The organism is Microvirga medicaginis, assembly GCF_052658925.1.
Map to the genome: position 1 here is coordinate 157,597 of NZ_JBQWEL010000008.1, position 12,894 is coordinate 170,490.

Consider the following 12,894-nt stretch of genomic DNA (forward strand, 5'->3'; position numbering starts at 1 on the left):
GGTTCCTCATCGCCGGCGTGATGGCATTTCGAATCGTGATCACAATTTCGGGAACTTACCTGAAGCGGAACAGTTGGAGTCGAGCCGCCAGCGAGGCGGCGCGTCTTCGCGTTCCGGAGAACACATCGTGGGTCACACCCGCTTTGCCTTTGTTCTGGCTGCTTTGCTGCTTGTTCAGCATTCTTCCCTGAGTCTCGCTCAAACTCAGCCGCAGCCTTCGGCACCATCGTTCGCCGCCACGCCCGAAGACGGACAATGGACGATCCCGCAGAAGAATTACGCCAATACCCGCTACAGCGACCTGTCGGAGATCAATACGGACAACGTGAAGAACCTCCAGGCCGCATTCACTTTCTCGACCGGGGTGAACCGGGGGCACGAATCCGCGCCGCTCGTCGTCGGCACGACGATGTACGTGCTCGCCCCCTATCCGAATATTCTCTATGCCCTCGACCTGGCGCAGCCGGGCGCGCCGCTGAAATGGCAGTACAATCCGAAACCGGCTTCTGCCGCGCAGGGAGTGGCGTGCTGCGACGTAGTCAATCGCGGTCCCACCTTCGCCAACGGGCGTATCTTCTTCACGACGCTCGACGCCCATGTGGTGGCGGTGAATGCGGAAACAGGCGAGGAGGTCTGGAAGACCAAGCTCGGCGATATCAACCGAGGCGAGACCATGACGATGGCGCCTCTGGTGGTGAAGGACAAGGTGGTCGTCGGGATCTCGGGCGGAGAATACGGTGTTCGTGGTTGGATCCAGGCGCTCGATGCCAATACGGGACAAAGCGTCTGGAAAGCCTACAGCACCGGACCCGATCAGGACGTGAAGATCGGCCCGAATTTCAAGCCGTTCTATGATGGCGACAAGGGCAAGGATCTCGGCGTCACCACTTGGCCGGCGGATGCCTGGCAGCAGGGCGGCGGCACGGTCTGGGGCTGGCTGTCCTATGATCCCGAGCTGAACCTTCTCTATCACGGCACCGCTAATCCAGGCCCATGGAATCCCAACCAGCGTCCCGGCGACAACAAATGGACGGCGGGGATCTTCGCTCGTGACGCCGATACGGGCGAGGCACGCTGGTTCTACCAGACTGCCCCGCACGACCTCCATGACTGGGACACCATCAATGAGATGATCCTGCTCGACCTGGAGTGGGAGGGAAAACCGCGCAAGGTGCTCGTGCATCCCGGGCGCACGGGCTTCGTCTACGTCATCGACCGTGTGACCGGCGAGGTGCTCTCCGCAACGCCCTTCCACGCACTGACCGCTGTGACGGGCGTCGACATGAAGACCGGGCGGATGCAGGTCAATTCCGAGAAGGAGCCGGTGAACAACCGCGTGGTGCGTGACATCTGTCCGGCTGCGCCCGGCGCGAAGGACTGGAACCCCAGCGCCTTCTCGCACAGGACCGGCCTTCTCTACATCCCGCACATGAACCTGTGCATGGATTGGGAGAGCGTGGAGCCGAACTACATCGCCGGCACCCCCTATGTCGGCGCGGAGGTGCGCATGTATCCGGGGCCCGGTGGCCATATGGGCGAGTTCACCGCCTGGGACATCCGCGCGGGTAAGGAATTGTGGACGATCAAGGAGCGGTTCCCCATCTGGAGTGGCGCACTCGCCACGGCAGGCGATGTGGTCTTCTACGGCACGATGGAAGGATGGTTCAAAGCCGTCCACGCGCGCACCGGCGAGGTGCTGTGGCAGTTCAAGACATCATCCGGAATCATCGGCCAGCCGACCACGTACCGTGGCCCCGACGGCAAGCAATATGTCGCGATTCTCTCCGGCGTCGGCGGCTGGTCAGGGGCCATCGTATCCGGTGATCTCGACCCGCGCGATGGATCAGCCGCACTCGGTTTCGTCAATGCCATGCGGGAGTTGAAGAATGTGACCACCAAGGGAGGAACGCTCTATGTGTTCAAACTCCCTTAAGAGCCTTGTGCTGGCGGCGCTTCTCATCGTGAGCGGAGGCGCTCAGGCCCGTGAATTGCGCATTTGCGCGGATCCGAACAATCTGCCTTTCTCCAACGAGGCGGAGGAGGGTTTCGAGAACAAGATCGTCAACCTGATCGCAGAGGATCTTGGAGCGGAGGTCCGCTATACATGGTGGGCGCAGCGTCGTGGATTCCTGCGCAACACTCTCAAGGCAGAGGTTTGCGATCTCGTTCCGGGGCTGCCAGCCAATCTTGAAGGCGTGCGCACGACAGCACCCTACTACCGGTCTTCCTATGTGTTCGTCACGCGAGCCGGAGGTCCCGACGTTTCATCCTTCAACGATCCGGTTCTGCGCCACATCAAAATTGGCGTTCATCTCATCGGTGATGACGGATCGAATCCACCGCCTGCTCATGCTCTGGCGCGGCGCGGCATCGTCGAGAACGTGCGCGGTTACATGATCTATGGCGATTACAGCGAGCCGAACCCGCCCGCGCGAATCCTCGATGCCCTGGCGGCGGGCGAGATCGACGTCGCGGTGGTATGGGGCCCGCTGGGGGGCTATTTCGCCGCTCATGAGCCAACGCCGCTCACAATGACACCAGTGAAGCCGGCTTTCGACGGGCCGCAGCTCCCCATGGTCTTCGACATCTCCATGGCCGTGCGCAAGGAGGATGAGGCGCTGCGCCAGGAGATCGACACCGTCCTCTCCCGCCGTCGCACCGATATCGACGCCATCCTGTCCGCATACGGCGTTCCGCGTCTCGATGTTGGCCTCAAGCAAGCGGGGCGCGCGCCATGAGAAGGCTTCTGATCCTGCCGCTCGTCGCATTTGCGCTCGTGGCCTGCGAACGCGAGGACCGTGAGTATCGGTCGGAGCCGGTGGTGGACGAGACGGAGGAGAAGATCGCGCTGGTGCCTCTCTCCCCAGGACCGGGCAGTCCCATCGAGCAGCGTTCGGGCGTCGGAAAGGAATACGAAGAGAACGCCTTTCACATCTCGCAGGGCCAGCGGCTTTATACCTGGTTCAATTGCAACGGCTGCCATTCCAACGGCGGCGGCGGGTCCGGGCCGGCACTGATGGATGATCGCTGGATCTATGGCGGGCAGATCGAGAACATCGTGCAGACGATCCGTGAAGGTCGTCCCAACGGCATGCCGTCCTTTCGTGGAAAGATCCCGGACGACCAGATCTGGGAAATCGCGGCCTATATCCGCTCCATGGGCCGCAATGTGCCGAAGGCTGCTGCACCCAGCCGCAAGGACGACATGAGCCCTGGACCTGCCGAGCAGCGGCGCCCGCCGGGAGAGGTGATCCAGGGTGGTCAGGCCTCTCCTTCCGAGGAGATGCCTCAATGAGGCGGCCATGAAAAGGGTCTCGCCACTCCTTCTCATCGTGTGCCTGTCTCTCGCAGGATGCCAGGGATGGCAGTCGGCTCTCGATGCGCACGGGCCGCCGGCGCAGGCGCTCGCAAGCATGTTCTGGATCTTTCTGGCCGTGCTGAGCATCGTCTGGCTCCTGACCATGGTGGCCCTTCTCCTGGCGTTGCGCAGAAGGCGCGCCGCCGATGCGGATCCTCTGGCGACGGATCCGCATCGAGAGCGGCGCATGACCATCACGGTCTCCGTCGCCGTCGCTCTGACGCTTGTCACCGTGATCTCCCTCACGGGTCTGAGCTATGCGGCTCAGAAGGTGCTTTTCTCGCACAAGGACGGCGCTCTGACACTGAGCGTCACCGGGCAGCAATGGTGGTGGAAAATCACCTACGAGGATGAGCAGCCGAGCCGTGTCTTCACCACCGCGAATGAAATTCACATCCCTGTCGGCGAGCCGGTGCTGATCAAGCTCGAAGCGTCCGACGTGATCCATTCGTTCTGGGTTCCGAACCTCACGGGCAAGATGGATGCGATCCCTGGGCGGCAGAACCAGCTCCAGATCCAGGCGGATCGGCCCGGAACCTATCATGGACAATGCGCGGAGTTCTGCGGCCTTCAGCATGCCCATATGGGCATGCTCGTCATTGCGGAGCCGAAAGAGGATTTCGAGCGTTGGCGCAATCATCAGATCTCGTCGGCTATGCCGCCAGGTGATCCCGAGCGTCAGCGCGGCATGGAGATCTTTCTCTCGAAGCCATGCATCATGTGCCATCAGGTGCGCGGCACGGACGCGGGCGGCAAGGTCGCGCCTGATCTGACCCATGTGGGAAGCCGCCGCTACATCGGGGCCGGAACTCTTGAGACGACACGAGGCAACATCGCCGCCTGGATCGTCGATCCGCACGGTGTCAAACCGGGCGTGAACATGCCGACCATCCAGCTCGAACCCGATGAGGTGCAGCCGCTTGCAAGCTATCTGGAGGGGTTGAAGTGACGAAAGCCATCACCCCTCACGATGTCGATGCGGTTCCCGAAGTCACGCGCCTGGTCACCGGTGAGCGGGGCGGCGTTCCGGGCACGAGGAGCGAGGCGGACCTTCCGCCAAGCCCGCGAGAGCTGCGCGATGATCAGGTGGATGGGCCTGAGCTCACGGTGCGGCTCGCCAAGACCTGGGGTACGGAGAAGGGCCTGATCGGCACCCTTTCCACGGTGGATCACAAGATCATCGGACGTCGCTTCATCGCCACCGCCATCATCTTTCTGTTCCTCGGCGGTCTGTCTGCGGTTGCCATGCGCCTGCAATTGGCGAGGCCCGAGAACAACCTGATCGGGCCGGATCTCTACAACCAGCTCTTCACCATGCACGGCACGACGATGATGTTCCTCTTCGGCGTGCCGATCGGCGAGGCCTTCGCCGTCTATCTGGTGCCGCTCATGGTCGGCACGCGCAATATCGCGTTCCCGCGTCTGAACGCCTTCTCCTATTACGTCTATCTGTTCGGCGGCCTCATGATCTGGGGTGCCTTCATGCTGAACATCGGGCCGGATATCGGCTGGTTCGCCTACGTGCCTCTCTCGGGGCCGGAATTCTCGCCGGGCAAGCGGGCGGATATCTGGGCGCAGATGATCACCTTCACGGAAGTGTCGGGCATCGCGGTGGCGATCTCGGTTGTCGCGACCGTCTTCAAGCTGCGCGCGCCGGGAATGACCCTCGACCGCATCCCGTTGTTCGTCTGGGCCGAACTGGTCAATTCCTTCGTGATCATCTTCGCTTTGCCGGCCGTGGTCACGGCCTCCGCCCTGCTGATCATGGATCGCCTGATCGGCACCCATATCTTCAATCCTGCGGAGGGCGGGGATGCGCTTCTCTATCAGCATCTGTTCTGGTTCTTCGGCCATCCGGAGGTCTACATCATCTTCCTGCCGGCGACGGGCTGGGTGTCGGCCATCGTCGTCACCTTCGCGCGACGCCAGGCTTTCGGCTACATCGCGCTCGTGCTGTCGCTCATTGCGACAGGCTTCCTGTCGTTCGGGCTTTGGGTGCATCACATGTTCACCACGGGCCTGCCGCAGCTCGGCGCGAGCTTCTTCACCGCGTCCAGCATGCTGATCGCCATCCCGAACGGCATTCAGATCTTCTGCTGGATCGCGACGCTCTGGGACGGACGGCCCGTGTTCCGCACGCCGCTCCTCTTCGTCATCGGCTTCTTCTTCATCTTCGTGGCAGGCGGCCTGTCCGGCATCATGCTGGCTTCCGTGCCGCTCGATTCTCAGGTCCACGACACGTTCTTCGTCGTCGCGCATTTCCACTACGTGCTCATCGGCGGCAACGTCTTTCCGCTGATCGGCGCGATCTATTACTGGTTCCCGAAATTCACCGGGCGGATGATGAGCGAACGCTTGGGGAAGTGGCACTTCTGGCTCGCCTTCATCGGCTTCAACATCGCCTTTTTCCCCATGCACATCACGGGCCTCATGGGCATGCCGCGAAGGGTCTACACCTATTTGCCGGAAATGGGTTGGGGGAACCTCAACATGATCTCGACCATCGGCGCGGCTGTCTTTTTCGGGAGCTTTCTTCTCTTCCTTTACAATATCGTCACGAGCATGCGTCGCGGCCCATTGGCCGGTCCCAACCCTTGGGATGGCGGCACGCTCGAATGGGCCTCCGCATCCCCGCCCTTGCCGCAGAATTTCGACCGCATTCCCGTCGTGACCAACCGCGAGCCGCTCTGGGCCAATCGCGACCGACTGCCGGTCGTGGCGGGACTCAGCGTGGAGAACCGGGAGCAGATCGTCTCCACCGTCACGGCCGGTCGCGCAGATCTCAGAGAAAGCACGCCTGAACCCTCGATCTGGCCCTTCCTGGCGGCGGTGGCGACCACGATTCTATTCATCGGCTCGATGTTCACCCCATGGGCTTTCGTGTGGGGCACCCCACCGCTGGCTCTCGCGTTGATGGGCTGGTTCTGGCCCAAAGCGGGCACGGAGGACGAGAGATGACGGACGCTCCTCTTCGACCACGCATTGAAAGCGCACCATTGCCTCATCGGATCGTTCTCAACGCAAGGTCGATGCCGAGCTATGCCTACAGTCATCGCAGTCCGATCTGGTGGGGAACGGTCGGCTTTGCCGCCGCCGAGGGGATGGGATTTGCCCTTGCGATCGGGGTTTATTTCTATCTCGTTTTCATCAACGGGAACTGGCCGCTCAGCGCTCCGCCGCCGGATCTCCTCTGGTCGAGCCTGTTCACAATCGTCATGCTCGTGAGCGCCTGGCCGAATGCCCGAGCCAAACGGGATGGCGAGCGGGAGGACCTTCCCTCGACGCGCCGCAACCTCGTGATCATGAGCCTCGTCGGCCTCGTTCTTCTGGTGATACGCATCATGGAGTTCACCGTGCTCCATGTGCGCTGGGACCAGAACGCCTACGGGTCGATCCTGTGGGTGCTGCTCGGCCTGCACACCCTGCATCTCCTGACGGATCTGGGCGACACCATCGTCCTCACGGTGCTGATGTTCACGCGCCATGGCCACGGCAAACGCTTTTCCGATGTGGGCGACAACGCCTTCTATTGGTATTTCGTCATTGCCTCATGGCTGCCGATCTACCTGATCATCTACTGGTTCCCGAGATGGTGGTGAGGCCATGGCAGGATGGTTTTCACGAGGTCTCCCGTCCGCCGGCATCTATGCCGGGCCCGGAGCCTGGCTCATCAACACCCAGTTCAACTATGCGGCCGTACCGTGGGTGTGCGCCCATCAGGTTCCGCTCATTCCGATCTTCGCCCTCGTCATGGCGGTGGTCAGCGTCCTTGGAGGCTTCCTCTCCTGGCGAGGCTACGTGGCGGCAGCGCCGACGCCTCTGCCCGACTCGACGGGAGCCGGAAGGCCGCATCGCTTCGTGGCCCTGATGGGCATTGCGATAGCGGCACTCTTTACGGTGGTCATCTTGCTCCACGGCGCAGCCGGACTCGTCTTTCATGGATGTGAGCGATGAGGGCGCTGGTTCTTCTCCTCACGCTTCTCGCTGCCGGCAAGGCCCAGGCACATGCGGGCCATGTGCATTGGCTTGAGGGAAGCACGACCTGGACATGGAACCCGCAGGTCACGCTTCCGCTCGCGTTGTCCGGCGGACTTTACCTCGGCGGCACGCTGCGCCTGTGGCGTCGGGCGGGGATCGGACGCGGTGTGCGTGTCTGGCAGGCTGCGTGTTTCGGGCTCGGTTGGCTGCTGCTCGTGTTCGCCCTCGTCTCGCCACTCCACTGGCTCGGCGAACGCCTCTTCTTCGCGCATATGATCGAGCACGAGATCCTCATGGCGGCGGCTGCGCCGCTTCTCGTCGTCGGAAGTCCTGTCGCCATGCTTTGGGCGGTGCCCGCAGACTGGCGCCGCAGAATCGGCGGGATCGGGCGGATGATGCCGGTCGCGCGCTCCTGGGCCTGGCTCACCAATCCCCTTGCCGCCACTTTGCTCCATGGAATGGCCATCTGGATATGGCACGTTCCGGCTCTCTATGAACCGGCCCTGACCGATCCATGGATCCACTGGCTGCAGCATCTCAGCTTCTTCGTCACGGCTCTCCTGTTCTGGCGCGCCCTGCTGCAGGGGCCCGAGCGGGAGCGGGGTTACGGCGTGGCCGTGTTCTATCTCTTCGTCACATCCCTTCACACGGGCTTTCTCGGCATCCTGCTCTCTCTCATTCGGCACACCATCTATCCGGCACAGACATCGAGAGCAGCCGAATGGGGACTCACTCCGCTCGAAGACCAGCAGCTCGCGGGTCTGTTCATGTGGATTCCGGCAGGCCTCGTCTATGCAGGCGCCGCTCTGATTCTTGCCGGATTATGGATTGCCCGTTCCGGATCGTCGCGCTCCAGGGGAGGACGCCATGCCTATGCAGCGCGCTAGGTCTTTTGCGCCCATTGCAGTGACGCTGCTCGCCGGGTTGGCCGGAGCTCTTCTCGGCCTTGGAAGAGGCTCACATCCGGGCCGGAGAGGAAGGAAGGTACAGCCTCCCTTCGATGCGAATGCACATTTGGCCCACATGCGCATACCCGCGCCGATTTGGCTGCGACGACACTCCGTTTTCATCGCCCTCATTCTCGTGCTGCTGGTGGGGGCTGGTGTCTATGCGGGTTACCAGGTCAAGTTCACACAGGAAGCACGCTCCCGCGCCATTGCCCTGACGGGAGGTGATCCGGATCTCGGGCGCCGTCTGACGCAGCGCTACGGCTGCGCAGGCTGCCATACCATCCCAGGTGTCCCTCGTGCTCAGGGCAAGGTCGGACCGACCCTCGAGGGATTTGCCGCCCGGGTCTACATCGGCGGCGTGGCGATCAATTCGCCGGATACCCTGATTCAGTGGATCGAGAATCCCAAATCCATCGATCCCAAGACAGCGATGCCGGTCACCGGCATCTCACGAGCCGAGGCCAGGCATGTGGCAGCTTACCTCTACTCCTTGCGCTGACCGGAGCGTGCACTTGAGCACGCGCCTCCACGGCGGCATCCTATGGCGCTGCTGAGCGTTGATTGATCATGACGAACTCCCTCAAGCTCGTTTCGGCTCAGCCCAAGGCCACTCCCGGCGTCGTCGCCTCAGCGGCCTATACGGGCGGCCGACGCGTCGCGGAGATTCCGATCGAGGCCGCCGGCGAGTGGTCGCGCAAGCCCGGACACGTCGTCTGGATCGGCCTGCACGAGCCCGGCCTGGACCTTCTGCGGCAGGTTCAAAAGGAATTCGGCCTGCATGATCTCGCCATCGAGGACGCACTCAAGGCACACCAGCGGCCCAAGCTCGAACAATATGGCGAGGCTCTCTTCATTGTCGCGCGCACGGCCCAGATGCTGAACGGGCGCATTGCCTTCGGCGAGACCCACCTGTTCGTTGGACATGGTTATGTGGTTTCCGTCCGCCACGGCGCCTCGACGACTTATACTCCCGTGCGCGAACGCTGTGAGGCGGCGCCCAAGGCGCTCTCAGAGGGCGAGGATTTCATCCTCTATGCCGTTCTCGACTTCATCGTCGACAACTACATGCCCGTGATAGAGACGATCCAGGCGGAAGTGGAGGATATTGAAGACAGCGTTCTGAGCGCCAATCCAACCCGGGATCAGATGAACCGGATCTACCAGCTCCGCCGCGATCTGCTGCGCCTGCGCAACGCCGCCGTCCCGCTGGTGGAGGTCTGCCGCCGCCTCGAACAGCCGGGTCTGCCGGGGGTGGATGCTTCGATGTACCCGCACTTCCGTGATGTCTCCGACCACATCCGACGGGTGCAGGAGGAGATCGAGTCCTTGCGCGAGGTGCTGGCGTTTGCGTTCGAGACCAGCCTGATGACAGGGCAGGCGCAGCAGACCGAGATCACCCGCAAGCTGGCGGCGTGGGCGGCGATTCTGGCGGTGCCGACGGCAGTCGCCGGAATCTATGGCATGAATTTCGACATCCTGCCCGAGCTGCACTGGAAATACGGTTATCCGTTCGTACTGCTGATGATCGCGATCGTGTGCGGGTGGCTGTACTGGCGCTTCCGTCAGAAACAGTGGCTCTAAGCCTCAAGCCGGCGCCCATTGGTCTATCGGTGATGCCGCTCACTTATATCAGGCCGCAGTGACAGGTCGGCGATGGCGGATTCACGCCATCGCGAGGTTGCCCCTCGTCTTTGGACTGACTGAACACCAATTGATTGATGACGCACAGGTCAAAGGAGGCGAGGGATGCAGCTCAGCGAGACGGCCTGCGAGATTCTTGACTTCCTTCGTGAGACGCATCGGAAGCCCGGTGCCCGCATGACCATGGCAACCTTGGATGCACATTTCGGAACGGATCCGGCTGTCGCTGTGGCTGTTTCCGAGTTGAAGCATAGTGGATACGTGACCACACCCGACGCCGGGACAATCGAGCTGACCGATCAAGGCTTCGATGCGCTCCATCGCGGAGATTACCGCACGGATTATGAATGAAGGGAGCAGGCTACCCTCCAACTGGGCGGGGATCGCCTAGCGCCAGTCCGCACCTGACGGAGTTGCCTGGTCACGCCGAGATTCGCGGCTCACTTCGATCGAAGAGGCCTGGGGCCGCACCTTTTCCGCCTGTGCGGCTTCCTGCGCCTCAGGGCTGTCGACGATGAGGCGCGCCCCGCGCTGGTAGGTCAGATAGTTCCAGAACCAGCTGAACGCGACCACGGCCCGGTTGCGCAGTCCGATCAGGAAATAAATATGTGCAAAGCCCCAGAACAGCCAACCGGGGAAGCCTTTGAGGTGAACGTGATCGAGCCGCACCACCGCCGCCTTGCGCCCGATCGTGGCGAGGTCCCCCTGATGCCGATAGCGGAACGCACCGGGCGGAGTCCTATCCGAGGTCCGCGCTGCAATCACCTCGGCCACATAGCGTCCCATCTGCTTGGCGGCAGGCGCAATGCCGGGCGCTATCTTTCCGTCAGCATCAATCACCGCCGCGGTGTCTCCGATGGCGAAGATCTCCGGCCGGCTTGGTACGGTCAGATCGGGGCCGACCTTGACCCGCCCGGCCCGGTCGCTTTCGACCCCGATCCACTCGGCCGCCGGGGAAGCGACGACACCTGCAGCCCATACGATCGTGCCTGCCTCGATCCGCGTGTCCTCCAGATCGACTCCTTGCTCATCGCATTTGATAACTCGGGCCGAAGTCTGGACCTCTACGCCCATCCGTTCCAGTGCCTGCCGCGCATAGTCTGACAAATCGGCGGGAAAGGCGGGCAGGAGCCTGGGCCCGGCCTCAATGAGGATCACCCGAGCGGCGTGCGGATCAATCCGGCGGAACTCGGCTGGCAGCGCATGATGCGCCACTTCCGCAATGGCCCCGGCCATCTCGACGCCTGTAGGGCCGCCCCCCACCACCACGAACGTGAGAAGACGGTGCTGGTCTGCCGCGTCCTCGATCAATTCCGCCTTCTCGAACGCCATCAGAATCCTGCGGCGGATGGCAGTCGCATCCTCGATCTGCTTCAATCCCGGCGCAACGGAAGCCCATTCCGGATGGCCGAAATAGGAATGCGTGGCGCCTGTGGCGAGGACAAGATAATCGTAAGGAATGGTCACGGATCCGGCATGGACGAGCCGCGCATCGGTATCGACGCCCGTCACGTCTGCCATCAGGACGGTTGTGTTCGTCTGCCGCCTGAGTATGCCTCGGATCGGCCAGGCAATGTCCGCAGGCGACAGGGCGGCGGTGGCGACCTGATAGAGCAGAGGCTGGAAGTAATGGAAGTTGTGGCGGTCGACGACAGTCACATCGACCGGAGCGTCCGCCAGGGATTGTGCGACCGTTATTCCACCGAACCCGGCCCCGATGATCACGACCCTCGGCATGTTGGCAGCCATGGTGCTCTCGCTGTTGTTGCAGGAGGGGCGGCGCCCCGCATGAGGATTTCGCCTGCCTGCCAATCAATGCCGATCAGGGATGTTCCCAATCGAAGCGCTTTTGCAGGGATAATGACGGAGGCACGATCGCCTCGGAGATTGAGAGCCAAGGCTGCCCGATTGAGACAAACGGATGGTGCAATCGCTCCTCGCCTTCAACCGCTGATCTCTCCTATCCGAGCCTTCCTGATTAGCGCTCCAGGATCGGCCTGATCTCTTGAAGGTTCTCAATGGTGTGCTCCAGGTGGTGGCGCAGTGCCTGCGAGGCTTCCTCGTTTTTCCCGCGTTCCAGCAGATCGAGGATCTGGAGATGCTCTTCGCATTGCTGGCGGTAGCGCTTGCGGTCGACCATCGAGCGGTATGACAGCAGACGGCGGACGCGGTTGATGCGCCGGACCGCCTCCAGGAAAAACGGATTGCCGGACGCCCCGATAATCGCCTCGTGAAACCGCACGCCGCGTTCGTGCAGCGCATCCGCACTGTCCGTTTCAATGGCGCCGCCCAGGAGCCGCAACTCCGCCTCGCGGCACCGCGCGGCCGTCTCGGGGTCGAGGTGGTAACTGGGCTCGAGCAGGGCGGCAGGTTCGAGAGCCAAGCGGACGCGGTAGGTTTGCTCCAGGCTCTCGGGCGTGGTGAGCATGGGCGAGAAGGACCAGCCATAGCCGGGCCGGCGCTCAGCCCAGCCTTCCTGGGCGATTCGACCCAGGACCGTGTTCAGTTGCGCCTTCGTGGCTCCGTAGGTTTCCTTCAGATAAGCCTCGGAGGCCGGATCCGGCAGGCGACCATGGAGATGATCCTCGGCGATCCTGAAATAGATGTCAGAGGTCTCATCCCTTGCAACGAGACCGAGTGTTTCCGGTGAGGCGTCCTTGGCTTCCGACACGAAGTAGCCGCGGTTGCGCTCATGGGTGAGAACGCCTTTCGTGGCGAGCAATTGCAGGGCTTGGCCGATGGGAAAGCGGGAGACGCTGAAGCGTTCGGCGAGCTCCTGCGCCGTGACGTGCGTCCCGATTGCCAGCCCGGACCCGCGAATATGCTCCAGGATTTGCGCGGCGAGCCCCTCGGTCATTTCCCGTTTGTTGCCGGGTGCGCGATCACTGACTGAGACATTCATCAAAAAACCTGACCTCGCCCTTGGAAACGGCTCTCTTCTTTTATGCGATTCCCGTCAGGTATAGC

At 62.4% G+C, this 12,894-nt stretch carries 13 protein-coding genes; 11 read left to right on the top strand and 2 right to left on the bottom strand.

Features of this window, described 5'->3' with window-relative positions:
* Positions 1-127: 127 nt before the first annotated feature.
* From ACUXUR_RS12700 to ACUXUR_RS12750, 11 genes are all read left to right on the top strand, one after another.
* Complete coding sequence (locus ACUXUR_RS12700) at positions 128-1,933, top strand: methanol/ethanol family PQQ-dependent dehydrogenase (RefSeq protein WP_445502713.1); 1,806 nt, start codon at positions 128-130, stop codon at positions 1,931-1,933.
* On the top strand, positions 1,914-2,738 hold the full coding sequence (locus ACUXUR_RS12705) for a substrate-binding domain-containing protein (protein ID WP_445502714.1): 825 nt from the start codon (positions 1,914-1,916) through the stop codon (positions 2,736-2,738). Before ACUXUR_RS12700 ends, ACUXUR_RS12705 begins: the two co-directional genes overlap by 20 nt.
* The gene (locus ACUXUR_RS12710) at positions 2,735-3,295 is read left to right on the top strand and encodes a c-type cytochrome (RefSeq protein WP_445502715.1); all 561 of its coding nucleotides are present in this window, start codon (positions 2,735-2,737) and stop codon (positions 3,293-3,295) included. Before ACUXUR_RS12705 ends, ACUXUR_RS12710 begins: the two co-directional genes overlap by 4 nt.
* Before the next feature lie 7 nt (positions 3,296-3,302).
* Positions 3,303-4,307, top strand: a complete 1,005-nt coding sequence (gene coxB, locus ACUXUR_RS12715) for a cytochrome c oxidase subunit II (protein WP_445502716.1) — start codon at positions 3,303-3,305, stop codon at positions 4,305-4,307.
* A gap of 122 nt (positions 4,308-4,429) precedes the next feature.
* A complete protein-coding gene (ctaD, locus tag ACUXUR_RS12720) occupies positions 4,430-6,316 on the top strand; it encodes a cytochrome c oxidase subunit I (protein ID WP_445502778.1) in 1,887 nt (628 codons plus the stop codon).
* Positions 6,313-6,957, top strand: coding sequence for a cytochrome c oxidase subunit 3 (locus tag ACUXUR_RS12725; protein ID WP_445502717.1), 645 nt, complete (start codon positions 6,313-6,315; stop codon positions 6,955-6,957). The genes ctaD and ACUXUR_RS12725 overlap by 4 nt, the downstream gene beginning before the upstream one ends.
* 4 nt (positions 6,958-6,961) lie before the next feature.
* Complete coding sequence (locus tag ACUXUR_RS12730) at positions 6,962-7,312, top strand: hypothetical protein (RefSeq protein ID WP_445502718.1); 351 nt, start codon at positions 6,962-6,964, stop codon at positions 7,310-7,312.
* Positions 7,309-8,223 (top strand): cytochrome c oxidase assembly protein, encoded by a 915-nt coding sequence (locus tag ACUXUR_RS12735; RefSeq protein WP_445502719.1) that lies wholly within the window; start codon positions 7,309-7,311, stop codon positions 8,221-8,223. Before ACUXUR_RS12730 ends, ACUXUR_RS12735 begins: the two co-directional genes overlap by 4 nt.
* Positions 8,204-8,785 (top strand): c-type cytochrome, encoded by a 582-nt coding sequence (locus ACUXUR_RS12740; RefSeq protein WP_445502720.1) that lies wholly within the window; start codon positions 8,204-8,206, stop codon positions 8,783-8,785. Before ACUXUR_RS12735 ends, ACUXUR_RS12740 begins: the two co-directional genes overlap by 20 nt.
* 68 nt (positions 8,786-8,853) lie before the next feature.
* Positions 8,854-9,867 carry a magnesium/cobalt transporter CorA gene (corA, locus tag ACUXUR_RS12745; protein ID WP_445502721.1) on the top strand — a complete coding sequence of 338 codons (1,014 nt, stop codon included), beginning with the start codon at positions 8,854-8,856 and terminating at the stop codon, positions 9,865-9,867.
* Between the two features lie 165 nt (positions 9,868-10,032).
* Positions 10,033-10,278: a hypothetical protein gene (locus tag ACUXUR_RS12750; protein ID WP_445502722.1), complete on the top strand. Its 246-nt coding sequence runs from the start codon at positions 10,033-10,035 to the stop codon at positions 10,276-10,278.
* 36 nt (positions 10,279-10,314) lie between these two features.
* On the opposite strand, the gene ACUXUR_RS12755 is transcribed toward ACUXUR_RS12750, so the two are convergent.
* Positions 10,315-11,676, bottom strand: a complete 1,362-nt coding sequence (locus ACUXUR_RS12755; protein ID WP_445502723.1) for an NAD(P)/FAD-dependent oxidoreductase — start codon at positions 11,674-11,676, stop codon at positions 10,315-10,317.
* A gap of 229 nt (positions 11,677-11,905) precedes the next feature.
* Complete coding sequence (locus ACUXUR_RS12760; RefSeq protein WP_445502724.1) at positions 11,906-12,829, bottom strand: GntR family transcriptional regulator; 924 nt, start codon at positions 12,827-12,829, stop codon at positions 11,906-11,908.
* Positions 12,830-12,894: the final 65 nt, after the last annotated feature.